Below are 15,728 nucleotides of genomic sequence, written 5' to 3'. Positions count from 1 at the left end.
GGAAGGGAGATACAAGCCATGTCTCGAATCGGCAAGCTCCCCGTCCCGGTCCCGGCCGGCGTGGACGTCACCATCAGCGGTGCGCTCGTGACCGTCAAGGGCCCCAAGGGGACCCTGGAGCACACGGTGCCCGCCCCCATCGCGGTCGCTCAGGAGGACGGTGCCCTCGTGGTGTCGCGTCCTGACGACGAGCGGCAGTCCCGTGCGCTGCACGGCCTGACCCGCACGCTGCTCGCGAACATCATCACCGGTGTCACGCAGGGCTACGAGAAGAAGCTCGAGATCGTCGGTACCGGTTACCGCGTCACGGCCAAGGGCTCGGACCTCGAGTTCGCGCTCGGCTTCAGCCACCCGGTCGTCGTCTCGGCGCCCGAGGGCATCTCGTTCGCCGTCGAGAGCCCGACGAAGTTCTCGGTCTCCGGCATCGACAAGCAGCAGGTCGGCGAGGTCGCAGCGAACATCCGCAAGATCCGCAAGCCCGAGCCCTACAAGGGCAAGGGTGTGCGCTACGCCGGCGAGGTCGTCCGCCGCAAGGTCGGAAAGGCTGGTAAGTGATGGCTCTCAAGATCCTGGGCAAGGGCAAGGCGGTCGCGCGTCAGCGCCGGCACCTGCGCCTGCGCAAGAAGATCACCGGTACGCCGGCTCGCCCCCGCCTGGTCGTGACCCGCTCGAACCGCCACATGGTGGCGCAGGTGGTCGACGACACGGTCGGCAAGACCGTCGCGTCCGCCTCGACGCTCGAGGCCGACCTGCGTGCCCTCGACGCCGACAAGACCGCGAAGGCCCGCAAGGTCGGCGAGCTCGTCGCCGCGCGTGCCAAGGCGGCCGGCGTCGAGTCCGTGGTCTTCGACCGCGGCGGCAACAAGTACCACGGCCGCGTGGCCGCGGTCGCCGACGGCGCACGCGAAGGCGGTCTGACGCTGTGACGACCTACGCACGGAAGATGAGGAACCTCTGATGGCTGCAGGGCAGCGCACCGGCGCCCCCCAGGGCGCCAACGAGAACAGCAACGACGGCCGCCGCGGCTCGCGCCGCGACGACCGCCGCAACGACCGTCGCGAGGCGAAGAGCGACTTCCTCGAGCGCGTCGTGACGATCAACCGCGTCGCCAAGGTCGTCAAGGGCGGCCGCCGCTTCAGCTTCACCGCGCTGGTCGTGGTGGGCGACGGCAACGGCACCGTGGGCGTCGGCTACGGCAAGGCCAAGGAGGTGCCCGCGGCGATCGCCAAGGGTGTCGAGGAGGCGAAGAAGAACTTCTTCCGCGTCCCGCGCATCCAGGGCACCATCCCGCACCCGGTGCAGGGCGAGGCCGCTGCCGGCGTCGTGTTCCTGCGTCCGGCGTCGCCGGGTACCGGTGTGATCGCCGGTGGTCCGGTCCGCGCCGTGCTCGAGTGCGCCGGCATCCACGACGTGCTGAGCAAGTCGCTGGGTTCGTCGAACTCGATCAACATCGTGCACGCGACCGTCGCGGCCCTGAAGGGTCTCGAGGAGCCGGCCGCCGTGGCCGCGCGTCGTGGTCTCGCGCTCGAGGACGTGGCCCCGGCCGCGCTCCTGCGCGCGCAGGCCGCCGGCCTCGCCGCGAAGGACGCCGCGTCCGACGAGGCGAAGGTGGGTGCGTGATGGCTCGTCTCAAGGTGACCCAGACGAAGTCCGCCATCGGCGGCAAGCAGAACCAGCGCGACACCCTGCGGACCCTGGGCCTCAAGCGGATCGGCGACACCGCCGTGAAGGAGGACCGCCCGGAGATCCGCGGCATGGTCGCCACGGTGGCGCACCTCGTCACCGTCGAGGAGGTCGAGTGAGCATGGCCGAGGCCAAGAAGTCGCAGGCGGCCGAGACCGAGGAGACCACCTCGGTCAAGCCGCTGAAGGTCCACCACCTGCGTCCTGCCCCCGGCGCCAAGACCGCCAAGACCCGCGTGGGTCGTGGTGAGGCGTCGAAGGGCAAGACGGCGGGCCGCGGTACCAAGGGTACGAAGGCTCGCTACCAGGTGTCCGCGGGCTTCGAGGGCGGGCAGATGCCTCTGCACATGCGCCTGCCGAAGCTGCGCGGGTTCAAGAACCCGTTCCGCGTCGAGTACCAGGTCGTGAACCTGGACAAGCTCGCCGCGCTGTACCCCGAGGGTGGCTCCGTCACCGTCGCCGACCTCGTCGCCAAGGGCGCGGTCCGCAAGGGTCAGCCGGTGAAGGTGCTCGGCACGGGGGAGATCACCGTCAAGCTGGACGTCGCGGTCGACGCGCTGTCCGGCTCCGCCAAGGACAAGATCCTGGCGGCCGGCGGTTCGGTCTCCGAGGACTGAGAACCCCACGCAGGGCCGGTGGCGCAGCAGCGCCGCCGGCCCTGCGTGCATTCACGGAGCGAACGTGTCGGCCACACGGGGTCGCGGCACGTAGAATCCGATGCGGTCCGGCCGCGCGTGCTCGCGGGGCCGCCGGGAACGCCCGGGACGACCGCGTCCGAAGCGGTGTCGGGGGGACGGGCGAAGGCCCGGGCCCGCGGCGCCACAGCTCGCCGGCGAGCCGGCGACACGACAACCCGCCACGGCGGGCCAGGAGGATAGGTGCTCAGCGCATTCGCCCGGGCTTTCCGGACGCCTGACCTGCGGCGCAAGCTGCTGTTCACGATCGCGATCATGGCGGTCTTCCGCGTGGGGTCCTTCATCCCGACGCCTGGGGTGGACTACGGCAACGTCCGCCAGTGCATCGACCAGACGGCGGGCGGGACCTCGCTGCTGGGCCTGGTGAACACCTTCAGCGGCGGCGCGCTCCTGCAGCTGTCGATCTTCGCCCTCGGGATCATGCCGTACATCACGGCGAGCATCATCGTGCAGCTGCTGCGTGTGGTGATCCCGCGCTTCGAGGCCCTGCACAAGGAGGGCCAGGCCGGCCAGGCGAAGCTGACCCAGTACACGCGCTACCTGACCATCGCGCTGGCGATCCTGCAGTCGACGACGGTCATCACCACGGCGCGCCAGGGGCTGCTGTTCCAGGGCTGCACGCTCGACGTCCTCGCCGACGACTCCATCGTCACGATGCTCCTCATGGTGATCACGATGACCGCCGGCACCGGCCTGATCATGTGGCTGGGCGAGCTCATCACCGAGCGTGGCGTGGGCAACGGCATGTCCCTGCTGATCTTCACGTCCATCGCCGCGAGCTTCCCGACGGGCCTGTGGTCGGTCGCCGGCGGCTCCGACGGCATCCGCAACACGATCATCCTCGTCGCGGTCGTGGTGCTCGTGATCGGCCTGGTCGTCTTCGTGGAGCAGTCCCAGCGCCGCATCCCCGTGCAGTACGCCAAGCGCATGGTGGGGCGGCGGATGTACGGCGGCACGAGCACCTACATCCCGATCAAGATCAACATGGCCGGCGTGATCCCCGTGATCTTCGCGGCGTCGATCCTGGCCATCCCGACCCTGATCGCGCAGTTCGGCGACCAGACCGCGGGCTGGGTCCAGTGGATCTCCCGCAACCTCGCCGCCCAGGACGCGCCGCTCTACATCGTCCTGTACGTCGTCCTGATCCTGTTCTTCTGCTTCTTCTACACGTCGATCACGTTCAACCCGGACGAGGTCGCGGACAACATGAAGAAGTACGGCGGCTTCATCCCGGGCATCCGCGCCGGCCGCCCGACCGCCGAGTACCTCGACTACGTGATCACCCGCATCACGTCGGCCGGGTCGCTCTACCTCGCGGTCATCGCGCTCATCCCGACGCTGATGGTCGTCTGGCTCGGCCTGGCGAACAACCTGCCGTTCGGCGGCAGCTCGATCCTCATCATCGTCGGCGTGGGCCTGGAGACGGTCAAGCAGATCGACTCCCAGCTGCAGCAGCGTCACTACGAAGGGTTCCTCCGTTGACCGAGAGCACCGAGACGACGGGCACCACCGTCCCGTCGCGCCACGACCTGCACCCCGTCCCGGGGCCCGAGGGCCGCGTCACGCGGCTGATCATCATGGGCCCGCAGGGTGCGGGCAAGGGCACGCAGGCCGCGCGCCTCGCCGAGGTGTTCGGCATCCCGGCGATCTCGACCGGCGACATCTTCCGCGCCAACATCAAGGGCGGCACCGAGCTGGGCCGCCTGGCGCAGCAGTACACCAACGCCGGCGAGCTCGTGCCCGACGAGGTCACGGACTCCATGGTGCGCGACCGGCTCGGCGAGCCCGACGCCGCGCAGGGCTTCATCCTCGACGGCTACCCGCGCAACGCCCACCAGGTCGGTGCGCTCGACGGGATCCTGGCCGACCTCGGCTGGCAGCTCGACGGCGTCATCGAGCTGACCGCCGACCGCGACGAGCTCCTGGCCCGCATCGCCAAGCGCGCCCAGCTCGAGGGCCGCGAGGACGACACCGAGGAGGCGATCGCCCGCCGCCTCGACATCTACGCGGAGCAGACCGCCCCGCTCACCAGCGCCTACGCCGAGCGCGGCCTGCTGGTGCAGGTCGACGGCATCGGCGAGGTCGCGGAGGTCACCGACCGCATCGTCGCCGGCCTCGCCGCGCAGATCGGCTGACACGTGGCGCTGTTCGGTCGCGAGCGCGTCGAGTACAAGACGCTCGAGCAGGTGCGCGTCATGCGACGCGCCGGGCTCGTCGTCGCGGACGTGCTCGCGGCCGTGCGCGCGGCCGCGCGCCCCGGGACGACGACGGCCGACCTCGACGCCGTCGCCGCCGCGGTCATCGCTGACGCCGGGGCGACGTCGAACTTCCTCGGCTACGAGGGGTTCCCCGCGACGATCTGCACCTCGGTCAACGACGAGGTGATCCACGGCATCCCCGGGTCCCGGGTGCTCGCCGTGGGCGACGTCGTCTCCGTCGACGCCGGCGCGGTGGTCGACGGGTGGCACGGCGACTCGGCCACGTCGTTCGTGCTCGGCGCCGACGGGCCCCTCGCGCCGGGCGCGGCGGGTGGGGCGGCCGGCGGCGACCCTGCCGACGACGCGCTCGTGCGCGCGACGGAGGCCGCGATGTGGGCGGGCATCGCCGCCCTGGCCACGGGCCAGCGCCTCGGCGACGTGGGCACCGCCGTCGAGACGGCGGTGGAGCTCGCCGGCGCGGCGGGCGGTGCCGAGCTCGGCATCGTCGAGGAGTACGTGGGGCACGGCATCGGCACGGCGATGCACCAGCCGCCGGACGTGCTCAACTACCGCACCTCGGACCGCGGGATGCGGCTGCGGCCGGGCATGTGCCTGTGCGTCGAGCCGATGATCACGCGGGGGAGCGGGGCCACGCGCGAGCTGGAGGACGGCTGGACCGTGGTCACCACCGACGGCTCGCGCGCCGCCCACTGGGAGCACTCCGTGGCGATCCTCGAGGGCGGCATCAGCGTGCTCACCGCCCGCGACGGCGGCGCGGAGCGGCTGGGCGCGCTCGGCGTCGACGTCGTCGTCCTCGACTGAGCGGCGTCCCCCGCGGCGTCCGCCGGGCGCCGCGCGCACCCGCCCGCGGTGAGGCGGTGCACACCGGCGCGGCTTTCCGTTCGTTGGTGCGTCGGGTAGGCTGCTCCGTTGGGTGTAGTCCGTTCGCGCTCCTCCCCGGAGCCGGCCGCGCTCCCGAGCCACCGCTCGGGGTGCCGGCGGGCGCGGTTGGTGGTCGGGCGGCAGCACGCGACACCCGTGTCCCGTCGATCGTGCGCTCGGCCGCGTGCCGCGCGCGCCGGTGAGACGCGGGAGCAGTCGGACGAAGTCAATCGACGAGAGTTAGCGGAGGACATGGCAAAGAAGGACGGTGTCATCGAGATCGAGGGCAGCGTGGTCGAGGCCCTGCCGAACGCGATGTTCCGCGTGGAGCTGGCGAACGGTCACAAGGTTCTCGCTCACATCTCGGGCAAGATGCGGCAGCACTACATCCGGATCCTTCCCGAGGACCGGGTGGTGGTCGAGCTGAGCCCGTACGACCTGTCCCGCGGCCGGATCGTCTACCGCTACAAGTAGTCCATCCCCCACCCGATCGACACTGCCGCCGTCGCGGCCCGGGCGCGCCCGGACAACGGCGGGGCGGAGGAACACTGATGAAGGTCAAGCCGAGCGTCAAGAAGATCTGCGACAAGTGCAAGGTGATCCGCCGGCACGGTCGCGTCATGGTGATCTGCGAGAACCTGCGCCACAAGCAGCGCCAGGGCTGATCGCAGCTCACCGGTGACGGCAGCGCTCGCCGTCACCCCCAGCGCACCACCACGAACCTCGTCCGCACGCCGCGCGTGCGGGCCAGGGGAACCCCCGGTCCGGAGGCCGGGGCCCGCGGACCTCGCGGGGAGGGCGGTGCGGCAGACCTCCGGACGAAGTTCAGGAGCCGGAAGGCACATGGCACGTCTTGTCGGCGTCGACCTCCCCCGCGAGAAGCGGCTCGAGGTTGCGCTCACCTACATCTACGGCGTCGGCCGTACCCGCGCCCAGCAGACGCTGGCCGCGACCGGGATCAGCCCGGACGTGCGCGTCCGCGACCTCGGCGACGCCGAGCTCGTCGCGCTGCGCGACTACCTCGAGGGCAACTTCAAGCTCGAGGGTGACCTCCGCCGCGAGGTGGCGGCCGACATCCGCCGCAAGGTCGAGATCGGCACCTACCAGGGTCTGCGTCACCGCCGGGGCCTGCCGGTGCGCGGTCAGCGCACCAAGACCAACGCGCGCACCCGCAAGGGCCCGAAGCGCACCGTCGCGGGCAAGAAGAAGGCCCGCTGACGTCAGCAGCCGCGTAGCGGGCTGACGCCCGCCGCCGGTCCGACGACCTCAGACCAGGAGATCACCACACATGCCTCCCAAGACTCGTGCCGCCTCCGGCACGCGCAAGCCGCGTCGCAAGGACAAGAAGAACGTCCCGCTCGGCCAGGCGCACATCAAGAGCACCTTCAACAACACGATCGTCTCGATCACGGACCCGTCGGGCGCCGTGATCTCGTGGGCCTCGGCCGGCCACGTCGGCTTCAAGGGCTCGCGCAAGTCGACGCCGTTCGCCGCGCAGCTGGCCGCCGAGGCGGCCGCCCGCCGCGCCCAGGAGCACGGTGTCAAGAAGGTCGACGTCTTCGTCAAGGGCCCGGGTTCCGGTCGCGAGACCGCGATCCGCTCCCTGCAGGCGACCGGCCTCGAGGTCGGCTCGATCCAGGACGTGACGCCCCAGGCCCACAACGGTGTCCGGCCCCCGAAGCGTCGCCGGGTCTGACCGCACTGCCGGTCGGCCGGGCCGGGGGCCCGTCGCGGGAGCGTCTCGTCGCTGACGAGGCCTCCCCGGCGCTCCCGCGGCCCGGCCGACCGGAACCCTGCCCGGGCGGACGGACGGAGTCCCGCCCGGGACGCGAGTGATCGCGGATCCGTGATGCGTCATATGGCGGACGCACACTGAAAGGACAAACCACCGTGCTGATCGCACAGCGCCCCACCCTGACCGAAGAGGTCATCTCGGAGCACCGTTCGCGCTTTGCCATCGAGCCCCTGGAGCCTGGCTTCGGGTACACGCTCGGCAACTCGCTCCGCCGCACCCTGCTGTCGTCCATCCCGGGCGCGGCCGTGACCTCCATCCGCATCGACGGGGTGCTCCACGAGTTCTCCACCGTGCCGGGGGTCAAGGAGGACGTCACCGAGATCATCCTCAACATCAAGAACCTCGTCGTCTCCTCGGAGAACGACGAGCCCGTCGTGATGTACCTGCGCAAGCAGGGTGCCGGTGCCGTCACTGCCGCGGACATCGTCCCGCCGGCGGGCGTCGAGGTGCACAACCCCGACCTGCACATCGCCACGCTGAACGACAAGGGCCGGCTCGAGATCGAGCTGACCGTCGAGCGTGGCCGTGGCTACGTGTCCGCCGCGCAGAACAAGTCGGCGGACGCCGAGATCGGGCGCATCCCCGTCGACTCGATCTACTCGCCGGTCCTCAAGGTCACCTACAAGGTCGAGGCCACCCGTGTCGAGCAGCGCACGGACTTCGACAAGCTGATCGTCGACGTCGAGGCGAAGCCGGCGATCTCGCCGCGCGACGCGCTCGCTTCCGCCGGCAAGACGCTCGTCGAGCTGTTCGGCCTCGCCCGCGAGCTGAACACCGAGGCCGAGGGCATCGAGATCGGCCCGTCGCCGACGGACTCCGCGCTGGCCGCGGACCTGGCGCTGCCGATCGAGGAGCTCAACCTCACCATCCGTTCGTACAACTGCCTCAAGCGCGAGGGCATCCACTCCGTGGGTGAGCTGGTCGCGCGCAGCGAGGCGGACCTGCTCGACATCCGCAACTTCGGCGCGAAGTCGATCACCGAGGTCAAGGAGAAGCTCGCCGAGCTCGGCCTGTCCCTCAAGGACTCGCCGGTCGACTACGACGCTTCGGCCGCCGGCTACTACGACGGTGGCGACGACGAGACCGCGTACACCGACGAGCAGCCGTACTGACGTCCCCGCCGCCGCGGCGTAGCGCCGCGCGGCGCGGAACCACCCTCAAGGAGAACCAGAAATGCCTACCCCCACCAAGGGTCCGCGGCTCGGCGGTGGCCCGGCTCACGAGCGTCTGATCCTCGCGAACCTGTCCACGGCGCTCTTCGAGCACGGCCGCATCACGACGACCGAGACGAAGGCGAAGCGCCTGCGCCCCCTGGCCGAGCGCCTCATCACGTTCGCCAAGCGCGGCGACCTGCACGCGCGTCGTCGCGTCCTGACGGTCGTGCGCGACAAGGGCGTGGTGCACACGCTGTTCACCGAGATCGCCCCGGCCATGGCCGAGCGCAACGGTGGCTACACGCGCATCACCAAGGTCGGCAACCGCAAGGGCGACAACGCCCCCATGGCCGTCATCGAGCTCGTCACCGAGCCGGTGAGCCCCAAGCAGGCCGTCGTCAAGGAGGCCACCAAGGCCACCGAGAAGGCCGCCAAGGCCGAGAAGCCCGCCGCCGAGGAGACCGTGGAGACGACCGAGGCTCCGGCCGAGGCGGAGGCCACCGAGGCCCCGGCCGACGCCGCCGCCGAGGGCGCCGCGGACACCGAGGAGAAGAAGGAGGCCTGAGCCTCCCTCCGCTCCCGGGGCCCCGCCCCGGACCGCGCACGAGGGCCCCGCACCACGCCGGTGCGGGGCCCTCTTCGTGCGTCGGGCCGCGCTGCCGCCGGGTGCGCGGCCGCCGGCGCCTCAGCCCTGCGGCAGGTCCCAGGCGCGCGCGCCGCCGACGAGGGCGGCGGAGTTCGGCACGATGACGACGTCGTCGCCGAGCCGGGCCAGCGCGGCCGGCGTGATGCGGCGGGAGTTGCCGCCGCCGAGGTAGAGCCGGTCCCAGCGGAACACGGGCCGCAGGCCGTCGACCATCGCGACCACGCGGCGCGACCACAGCCCGTCGCCGAGGCGCCGGCGCTCCGGCTCGCCGACGTACTGGTCGTACGTCGCGCCGCGGCGCACGGGCGCGTGCGACCACTCGAGGTGCGGCGACAGCAGGCCGCCGTCGAACAGCGCCGACCCGAGGCCCGTGCCGAGGGTGAGCACGAGCTCGAAGCCCGACCCGGCGATGACCCCGGCCCCGTGCACCTCGGCGTCGTTGAGCACCAGCGCCGGCATGCCCAGGCGCTCGCTCACGGCGGCCTGCATGTCGAAGCTCGACCACGCCTCGAGCAGCTCCGGCTCCACGCGCGAGCGCGGCCCCGACCGGGTGATGTAGTGCGGGGTGTGGACGACGACGCCGTGGCGGATCATGCCCGGCATGCCGACCGTGACGCGGTGCGCGACGGGCAGGCCGGCGGCGATCTTCGCCACGGTGTCGACGAGCAGCGAGGGCGGCAGGGGGTAGGGCGTGGGCACGCGCACGGGCGCCGCGTGCGCCGTGCCGGCGTCGTCCAGCACGTTCGCCTTGATGCCGCCGCCGCCGCAGTCGACGGAGAGGGTGAGGATGTCGGGCATGCCCCCATGATGGCCGGGCCCGCACCCGGTCCCGCCTCCGGCCCCGTGAACCGGCCCTGTGCGCCGGCCCGGGCGAGGTCCGGCGAGAATGGTCCGGTGACGCCCACGACCGAGCCGACCCCCGCCCCGGAGCCCGCGCCGGCGCCCGACCGCCCGGACGTCCCGGCAGTACCGGCCGTGCCCACCGTGCCCACCGTGCCCACCGTGCGGGTGCGCCTCGACCTCGCGTACGACGGCACCCACTTCGCGGGCTGGGCGCGCCAGCCCCGGCTGCGGACGGTGCAGGGGGCGCTGGAGGAGGGGCTCGAGCGGGTGCTGCGCACCCGGGCGCTCGGCCTGCCGGCGCCCCGGCTCACCGTCGCGGGGCGGACCGACTCGGGCGTGCACGCCCGCGGGCAGGTGGCGCACGTCGACGTGCCGGTCGAGCGGTGGGAGGCGCTGCCGGGCCGCTCGGACCGCGGACCCGGCGAGTCGCTCGTGACGCGTCTGGCCGGCGTCCTGCCGCCCGACGTCGTCGTGCACCGCGCCACGCTCGCGCCGACGGGCTTCGACGCCCGCTTCTCCGCGCTCTACCGGCGGTACACCTACCGCGTCGCGGACACGCCGCGCCTGCGCGACCCGCTGCGGCGCACGCACGTGCTGTGGGCGAGGCGGCCGCTGGACGAGGAGGCGATGCACGCGGCCGTCCAGCCGCTGCTGGGCCTGCGGGACTTCGCGGCCTTCTGCAAGCCGCGGCCCGGGGCCACGACCATCCGGGAGCTGCAGCACATGTCCTGGCAGCGGCCCGACGACGGCCCGGACGCGGGACTGGTCGTCGCCAGCGTGGTGGCCGACGCGTTCTGCCACAACATGGTGCGGGCGCTCGTGGGGGCGTCGCTGGCCGTGGGGGAGGGGCGGCGCGACGTGCGCTGGCCCGCCGAGGTGCTCGCCTCGCGCCGGCGCGAGGCCAACGCCGCCGTCGTGCCCGCGCTGGGCCTCGTGCTCGAGGAGGTCGTCTACCCGGCCGACGACGAGCTCGCCGCCCGCGCGGAGCGGGTCAGGGCGCTGCGGATGGACGAGGAGGTCGCCGACCCGGCGCTGCCCACGCGGTGAGCGGCGCCGGGCCGGAGGTCGTGCGCGGGGCTCAGTCCGTGGGCTCGCCCGGCTCCTTGGTCCAGTGCACGGCGGCCTCCTCGGCCGACGCCGCCGCACCGTCGATGCCGACGTCCTCGCCGTACACGGAGTTGGTGCGGGAGCCGCCCTCGCCGCTCCCGAGGTCCTCCTCGGCGTCCGGGTCGGCCGCGATGCGCCCGGCGCGCGTGGTGTCCGGGCGCGGCGCGTCCGGCTCCCACACCTCGGGCTCCTCGGCGGCGAGGCGCCGGTCCATCGGCTCGTCGTGCGCCTGCTCCCACTCGGTCTCGCCCCAGCGGCCGGTGGTGTCGCGCTCGGGCGGGGAGTAGCCCTGGTCGAGCGGCTCCTCGCGCCCGGGGTAGGGCATCAGGGTGTCGTCGTTCGCCAGCTGGTTCGTGTCGCCCTCGGCGACGAGCTCCGGGTCGGGCCTGGTGGCTGGGGTCTCCTCGGTCATGGCACCACCGTGCACCCGCGCCGCCCGCGTCGCACCCGCGCTGCGGCGTGAGCGGCGTCGCTTTGACCCTGGCCAGGGCCGCCCCCTAGACTGATGAGTCGTTGTGCTCTCGCTCCGACGTCCCGCGTCGACGGTGCGCCCACTCGCCGATGTCGACGCACGGCCAGGACGTCACCCGGAGCATCCCGCGCACAACACCTGACTCATCGGGCGCCGCTTCTCGCCCGACGACCCAACACGAAAAGGTTACGAACCGTGCGTACGTACACCCCGAAGCCCGGCGACGTCCAGCGCGACTGGTACGTCGTCGACGCGACCGACGTCGTCCTGGGCCGCCTGGCCAGCCAGGTCGCCACGCTCCTGCGCGGGAAGCACAAGCCGACCTTCGCCCCGCACGTCGACGGCGGCGACTTCGTCGTCGTCATCAACGCCGACAAGGTCGCCCTGTCCGGCAACAAGCGGACCTCGAAGATGGCGTACCGCCACTCCGGCTACCCGGGTGGTCTGCGTTCCGTCGCCTACGGCGAGCTGTTCGAGAAGAACCCCGAGCGCGCCGTGGAGAAGGCCGTGCGCGGCATGCTCCCCAAGACCAGCCTCGGCCGTCAGCAGCTGTCGAAGCTGAAGGTCTACCGCGGCTCGGAGCACCCGCACGCCGCCCAGCAGCCCAAGCCGTTCGAGATCACCCAGGTGGCGCAGCAGGCCTGAGCCGCTGCCGCCGAGCTGAACGAAGGATTCTGACGTGGCAGAGACCACCGTGGACACCGAGCTGGAGAACGTCCCCAGCACCTACACGACCGAGACCGCGGCGCCCGTCGCCGACCGCGGCCAGTCCATCACCGCCCCGGGCCAGGCCCTGGGCCGCCGCAAGGAGGCCGTGGCGCGCGTGCGCCTCGTGCCCGGCACCGGCCAGTGGAAGATCAACGGCCGCACCCTCGAGGACTACTTCCCGAACAAGGTGCACCAGCAGCTGGTCAACTCCCCGCTGAAGCTGGTCGAGGTCGAGGGGCGCTTCGACGTCATCGCCCGCATCGACGGCGGCGGCTCGTCCGGCCAGGCCGGCGCGCTGCGCCTGGGCATCGCCCGCGCGCTCAACGAGATCGACCGCGAGGCCAACCGCCCCGCGCTGAAGAAGGCCGGCTTCCTCACTCGCGACGCCCGCGTCGTCGAGCGCAAGAAGGCCGGTCTCAAGAAGGCCCGCAAGGCCCCGCAGTACAGCAAGCGCTGATCGCGGACCGCTCCTGCGAGAGCGCACGGCGGCCCCGTCGGACATCGTCCGGCGGGGCCGCCGCCGTTTGCGCGCCCCCCCGCCCGGAGCGGGGGGCGCGCGGCAGGGCGTCTACGATCGGACAGGTTTTCATCACGAGGAGGATCCATGGCTCGACTGTTCGGCACCGACGGGGTGCGCGGCCTCGCCAACCGGGACGTCACCGCCGAGCTCGCCCTGGACCTGGGCAGCGCGGCAGCGCACGAGCTGGGCTCGTCGCCCGAGTTCACCGGCCGCCGGCCGCGGGCGGTCGTGGGCCGGGACCCTCGTGCGTCCGGGGAGTTCCTCGGCGCGGCGGTCACGGCCGGGCTGGCGAGCGCGGGCGTCGACGTCGTCGACCTCGGCGTGCTGCCCACCCCGGCGCTCGCCTACCTGGTGGGCGCGATGGACGCCGACCTCGGGGTCATGATCTCGGCCTCCCACAACCCGATGCCGGACAACGGCATCAAGTTCTTCCAGCGCGGCGGCCTGAAGCTCGACGACGCGATCGAGGACAAGATCGCCGCCCGCCTGGGCGAGGAGTGGGAGCGGCCCACCGGCGCCGCCGTCGGCCGCGTGCGCGTCGACACGGGCATCGCCCAGCAGCAGTACGTCGCCCACCTCACCGCGAGCATCGGCACCACGCCCGACCACCGGCCGCTGGAGGGCCTGCGGATCGCCGTCGACGCCGCCAACGGTGCCGCCAGCCAGGTGGGTCCGGAGGCGCTGCGCCTGGCCGGCGCCGACGTCGTCGTCATCAACGCCAGCCCCGACGGCCGCAACATCAACGAGAAGGCCGGCTCGACGCACCCCGAGCAGCTGCAGGCGGTGGTCGTGGCCGCCGAGGCCGACTTCGGCGTGGCGTTCGACGGCGACGCGGACCGCTGCCTGGCCGTGGACCACGGCGGCGTGCTCGTCGACGGCGACCAGATCCTGGGCATCCTCGCGCGGTCGCTCCAGGCGCGCGGCGAGCTGGAGCAGGACACGCTCGTCGTGACGGTGATGAGCAACCTCGGGCTGCTGCTCGCGATGAAGGACGCCGGCATCGCCACGCTGCAGACGGCGGTGGGCGACCGGTACGTGCTCGAGGAGATGCGCGCGCACGGCTACAGCCTCGGCGGCGAGCAGTCCGGCCACATCATCCTCGCCGAGCACGCGACCACCGGCGACGGCGTCCTGACCGCGCTGCACCTCGCGGCCGAGGTGAAGCGCTCGGGCAAGCGCCTGGCCGACCTCGCCGGCGAGATCCCGCGCCTGCCGCAGACGCTGGTGAACGTCCGGGGGGTCGACAAGGCCCGCGCCGGGAGCGACGAGGGCGTGCTCGCGGCGGTCGAGGACGCCGAGGCGCTGCTCGGGGAGACCGGCCGGGTGCTGCTGCGCCCGTCGGGCACCGAGCCCGTCGTGCGGGTCATGGTCGAGGCGGCCACGCAGACGCAGGCCGACGGGGTGGCCGAGACGCTCGCCGCCGTCGTGCGCGACCGGCTCGCCCTGTGACGGGCGCGGTGCCGGCGCCCGGGACGGGCGGGGCCGCCCGGTGGGGTGCCCCCGACCCGGAGCTGCGTGACGCCGTCGCGGCGCTGCTGGACACGGTGGGCGACGGCGTGCTGCCGATCGTCCAGGCCGGCGACCCGGTGCTGCGCACGCCGGCCGCCCCGTACACCGGCCAGCTCGGCGACGTGCTGCCGCGGCTGGTCGAGGTCATGCGGCGCACCATGCACGCCGCGCCCGGCGTGGGCCTGGCGGCGCCGCAGGTCGGCATCGGCCTCGCGATCGCCGTCGTCGAGGACCGCGGCGCGCCCGACGACCCGCGCGAGCGCACGCCGCTGCCGTTCCGCGTGCTGGTCAACCCTGACTACGCGCCGGTGGACGGGCCCGGCGGGCCCGAGCGCGCGCCGTTCTTCGAGGGCTGCCTGTCGGTGGCGGGCTGGCAGGCGGTCGTGGCCCGGCACCGTGGCGTGCGCCTGACCGGACAGGACGTCACGGGTGCGCCGGTCGACGAGGTGCTGGTCGGCTGGCCCGCCCGGATCGTGCAGCACGAGACCGACCACCTGCGCGGCGAGCTGTACCTCGACCACGCCGAGCCGCGGTCGCTCACGTCCACCGAGAACCTCCTGCGGTACTGGGCGGCGTCCCCCGACCCGGCGCCGGCGGCCGCCGCTCTCGGCTTCCCGCTGGGCTGACGGCGGTGGCCGACGCCCGCCGGTGAACTCCGGGTGAAGGTTCGAAGGATCAGGGGGATCCCCGGGCAATCACCGATGATCGGGGCCCGGTGCGGAACCTAGGCTGGTGTCGGCACCGGCCGGTGCCGGCCGACCGGGCGCGGACGCCCGACCGACACGAGGGACCGCCATGGATCTGACGACGTTCTTGGACCAGCTGCAGGGCTGGATCCTCCAGCTCGCCGGGTCCGGCTGGGTCTACCCCGTGATGACGGCGCTGGCCACCATCGACGGCTTCTTCCCGCCGCTGCCCAGCGAGTCGGTGATCATCACCCTGGCCGTCGCCGCGCGGTCGGCGGGGGAGCCCTGGCTGCCCGGCATCCTCGTGACCGCGGCCGTGGGGGCGTGGCTCGGCGACCAGATCGCCTACCAGATCGGCAAGACGGTGGGCACGGACCGCATCCGCGTGCTGCGCACCCGGCGCGGTCGCGAGGCCGTGTCGTTCGCCCGCCAGGCGCTGGCCCGCCGCGGGGCGTCGTTCATCATCGCGGCGCGCTACGTGCCCATCGGGCGCGTGGCGGTCAACATGTCCGCCGGCGCGGTCGGGTACCCCCGCCGCCGGTTCATGATCTTCTCCGCCATCGCCGCCGCCATGTGGGCGGTCTACTCGATGCTCATCGGCGTCGCCGCGGGCGCGTGGCTCGAGCACCACCCGCTGCTCGCGATGGTCGTCGGGGTCGCCGTGGGCGTGCTGCTCGGCGTCGTGCTGGACCTGGTGGTGCGCCGGGTCACGCGCCGCCAGGCCGCGCAGGACGCGCAGGCGGCCGTCGCCCACGCCGCGGCGCCGCAGCCGGCCGCGCGCGACGTCGCCGCCTGAGGCCCGGCGCCCGGCGCTCCGGCGTCGCGGCCCGG

Annotated in this window: 22 protein-coding genes; 20 read left to right on the top strand and 2 right to left on the bottom strand. The window is 73.0% G+C overall.

The window, feature by feature from the left end:
- Window positions 1–18: 18 nt before the first annotated feature.
- The 14 genes from rplF to rplQ all read left to right on the top strand — a co-directional run bounded on the left by rplF (window position 19) and on the right by rplQ (window position 8,971).
- Window positions 19–555 (top strand): 50S ribosomal protein L6, encoded by a 537-nt coding sequence (rplF, locus tag GSF02_RS00225; protein WP_159791584.1) that lies wholly within the window; start codon window positions 19–21, stop codon window positions 553–555.
- Complete coding sequence (gene rplR / locus GSF02_RS00220; protein ID WP_159791582.1) at window positions 555–926, top strand: 50S ribosomal protein L18; 372 nt, start codon at window positions 555–557, stop codon at window positions 924–926. The genes rplF and rplR overlap by 1 nt, the downstream gene beginning before the upstream one ends.
- Before the next feature lie 31 nt (window positions 927–957).
- Window positions 958–1,620: a 30S ribosomal protein S5 gene (rpsE, locus tag GSF02_RS00215; RefSeq protein WP_159791580.1), complete on the top strand. Its 663-nt coding sequence runs from the start codon at window positions 958–960 to the stop codon at window positions 1,618–1,620.
- A complete protein-coding gene (gene rpmD, locus GSF02_RS00210; protein WP_021480439.1) occupies window positions 1,620–1,802 on the top strand; it encodes a 50S ribosomal protein L30 in 183 nt (60 codons plus the stop codon). Before rpsE ends, rpmD begins: the two co-directional genes overlap by 1 nt.
- 2 nt (window positions 1,803–1,804) lie before the next feature.
- Window positions 1,805–2,299, top strand: a complete 495-nt coding sequence (gene rplO / locus GSF02_RS00205) for a 50S ribosomal protein L15 (protein WP_159792074.1) — start codon at window positions 1,805–1,807, stop codon at window positions 2,297–2,299.
- A 261-nt stretch (window positions 2,300–2,560) separates the two neighbouring features.
- On the top strand, window positions 2,561–3,859 hold the full coding sequence (secY, locus tag GSF02_RS00200) for a preprotein translocase subunit SecY (RefSeq protein ID WP_159791578.1): 1,299 nt from the start codon (window positions 2,561–2,563) through the stop codon (window positions 3,857–3,859).
- The gene (locus GSF02_RS00195) at window positions 3,856–4,512 is read left to right on the top strand and encodes an adenylate kinase (protein WP_159791576.1); all 657 of its coding nucleotides are present in this window, start codon (window positions 3,856–3,858) and stop codon (window positions 4,510–4,512) included. Before secY ends, GSF02_RS00195 begins: the two co-directional genes overlap by 4 nt.
- Window positions 4,513–4,521: 9 nt before the next feature.
- A complete protein-coding gene (map, locus tag GSF02_RS00190; protein WP_159792072.1) occupies window positions 4,522–5,397 on the top strand; it encodes a type I methionyl aminopeptidase in 876 nt (291 codons plus the stop codon).
- Window positions 5,398–5,709: 312 nt separating this feature from the next.
- Entirely contained in the window at window positions 5,710–5,931 is a 222-nt protein-coding gene (gene infA, locus GSF02_RS00185) for a translation initiation factor IF-1 (protein WP_012867920.1), read from the top strand.
- Window positions 5,932–6,008: 77 nt separating this feature from the next.
- Window positions 6,009–6,122 (top strand): 50S ribosomal protein L36, encoded by a 114-nt coding sequence (gene rpmJ, locus GSF02_RS00180; RefSeq protein ID WP_009740505.1) that lies wholly within the window; start codon window positions 6,009–6,011, stop codon window positions 6,120–6,122.
- 178 nt (window positions 6,123–6,300) lie between these two features.
- Window positions 6,301–6,675, top strand: a complete 375-nt coding sequence (gene rpsM, locus GSF02_RS00175) for a 30S ribosomal protein S13 (protein ID WP_159791574.1) — start codon at window positions 6,301–6,303, stop codon at window positions 6,673–6,675.
- A gap of 70 nt (window positions 6,676–6,745) precedes the next feature.
- Window positions 6,746–7,153, top strand: a complete 408-nt coding sequence (gene rpsK, locus GSF02_RS00170; protein ID WP_069982081.1) for a 30S ribosomal protein S11 — start codon at window positions 6,746–6,748, stop codon at window positions 7,151–7,153.
- Between the two features lie 194 nt (window positions 7,154–7,347).
- Entirely contained in the window at window positions 7,348–8,364 is a 1,017-nt protein-coding gene (locus tag GSF02_RS00165; protein WP_159791572.1) for a DNA-directed RNA polymerase subunit alpha, read from the top strand.
- Between the two features lie 61 nt (window positions 8,365–8,425).
- Window positions 8,426–8,971, top strand: a complete 546-nt coding sequence (rplQ, locus tag GSF02_RS00160) for a 50S ribosomal protein L17 (RefSeq protein ID WP_159791570.1) — start codon at window positions 8,426–8,428, stop codon at window positions 8,969–8,971.
- A gap of 120 nt (window positions 8,972–9,091) precedes the next feature.
- Here rplQ and GSF02_RS00155 read toward each other — a convergent pair whose 3' ends face one another.
- Entirely contained in the window at window positions 9,092–9,850 is a 759-nt protein-coding gene (locus GSF02_RS00155) for an ROK family protein (protein WP_159791568.1), read from the bottom strand.
- Between the two features lie 195 nt (window positions 9,851–10,045).
- Here GSF02_RS00155 and truA point away from each other — a divergent pair, with 195 nt between their 5' ends.
- Window positions 10,046–10,942 (top strand): tRNA pseudouridine(38-40) synthase TruA, encoded by an 897-nt coding sequence (gene truA, locus GSF02_RS00150; protein WP_235915295.1) that lies wholly within the window; start codon window positions 10,046–10,048, stop codon window positions 10,940–10,942.
- A 31-nt stretch (window positions 10,943–10,973) separates the two neighbouring features.
- On the opposite strand, the gene GSF02_RS00145 is transcribed toward truA, so the two are convergent.
- Window positions 10,974–11,414 carry a DUF5709 domain-containing protein gene (locus tag GSF02_RS00145; RefSeq protein ID WP_159791566.1) on the bottom strand — a complete coding sequence of 147 codons (441 nt, stop codon included), beginning with the start codon at window positions 11,412–11,414 and terminating at the stop codon, window positions 10,974–10,976.
- Window positions 11,415–11,669: 255 nt separating this feature from the next.
- On the opposite strand from GSF02_RS00145, the gene rplM reads away from it, so the two are divergent.
- From rplM to GSF02_RS00120, 5 genes are all read left to right on the top strand, one after another.
- Complete coding sequence (gene rplM, locus GSF02_RS00140) at window positions 11,670–12,119, top strand: 50S ribosomal protein L13 (protein ID WP_159791564.1); 450 nt, start codon at window positions 11,670–11,672, stop codon at window positions 12,117–12,119.
- A gap of 34 nt (window positions 12,120–12,153) precedes the next feature.
- Entirely contained in the window at window positions 12,154–12,639 is a 486-nt protein-coding gene (gene rpsI / locus GSF02_RS00135; RefSeq protein ID WP_159791562.1) for a 30S ribosomal protein S9, read from the top strand.
- Between the two features lie 147 nt (window positions 12,640–12,786).
- Window positions 12,787–14,151, top strand: a complete 1,365-nt coding sequence (gene glmM, locus GSF02_RS00130) for a phosphoglucosamine mutase (protein ID WP_159791560.1) — start codon at window positions 12,787–12,789, stop codon at window positions 14,149–14,151.
- A complete protein-coding gene (locus GSF02_RS00125; protein WP_408003845.1) occupies window positions 14,148–14,837 on the top strand; it encodes a peptide deformylase in 690 nt (229 codons plus the stop codon). The genes glmM and GSF02_RS00125 overlap by 4 nt, the downstream gene beginning before the upstream one ends.
- A 169-nt stretch (window positions 14,838–15,006) precedes the next feature.
- Window positions 15,007–15,693 (top strand): DedA family protein, encoded by a 687-nt coding sequence (locus GSF02_RS00120; RefSeq protein ID WP_159791558.1) that lies wholly within the window; start codon window positions 15,007–15,009, stop codon window positions 15,691–15,693.
- Window positions 15,694–15,728: the final 35 nt, after the last annotated feature.

This window comes from Puerhibacterium puerhi (assembly GCF_009846865.1).
In the GTDB taxonomy this organism is placed as follows: domain Bacteria; phylum Actinomycetota; class Actinomycetes; order Actinomycetales; family Cellulomonadaceae; genus Puerhibacterium; species Puerhibacterium puerhi.
Note: the sequence above shows the minus strand (reverse complement) of the source record. Positions and strands in the feature narration are given on the sequence as shown.

Coding starts and splice junctions, on each gene's coding strand:
- rplF (WP_159791584.1), top strand. CDS start 19: ATGTCTCGAATCGGCAAGCTCCCCGTCCCGGTCCCGGCCGGCGTGGAC.
- rplR (WP_159791582.1), top strand. CDS start 555: ATGGCTCTCAAGATCCTGGGCAAGGGCAAGGCGGTCGCGCGTCAGCGC.
- rpsE (WP_159791580.1), top strand. CDS start 958: ATGGCTGCAGGGCAGCGCACCGGCGCCCCCCAGGGCGCCAACGAGAAC.
- rpmD (WP_021480439.1), top strand. CDS start 1,620: ATGGCTCGTCTCAAGGTGACCCAGACGAAGTCCGCCATCGGCGGCAAG.
- rplO (WP_159792074.1), top strand. CDS start 1,805: ATGGCCGAGGCCAAGAAGTCGCAGGCGGCCGAGACCGAGGAGACCACC.
- infA (WP_012867920.1), top strand. CDS start 5,710: ATGGCAAAGAAGGACGGTGTCATCGAGATCGAGGGCAGCGTGGTCGAG.
- rpmJ (WP_009740505.1), top strand. CDS start 6,009: ATGAAGGTCAAGCCGAGCGTCAAGAAGATCTGCGACAAGTGCAAGGTG.
- rpsM (WP_159791574.1), top strand. CDS start 6,301: ATGGCACGTCTTGTCGGCGTCGACCTCCCCCGCGAGAAGCGGCTCGAG.
- rpsK (WP_069982081.1), top strand. CDS start 6,746: ATGCCTCCCAAGACTCGTGCCGCCTCCGGCACGCGCAAGCCGCGTCGC.
- rplQ (WP_159791570.1), top strand. CDS start 8,426: ATGCCTACCCCCACCAAGGGTCCGCGGCTCGGCGGTGGCCCGGCTCAC.
- GSF02_RS00155 (WP_159791568.1), bottom strand. CDS start 9,850: ATGCCCGACATCCTCACCCTCTCCGTCGACTGCGGCGGCGGCGGCATC.
- GSF02_RS00145 (WP_159791566.1), bottom strand. CDS start 11,414: ATGACCGAGGAGACCCCAGCCACCAGGCCCGACCCGGAGCTCGTCGCC.
- glmM (WP_159791560.1), top strand. CDS start 12,787: ATGGCTCGACTGTTCGGCACCGACGGGGTGCGCGGCCTCGCCAACCGG.
- GSF02_RS00120 (WP_159791558.1), top strand. CDS start 15,007: ATGGATCTGACGACGTTCTTGGACCAGCTGCAGGGCTGGATCCTCCAG.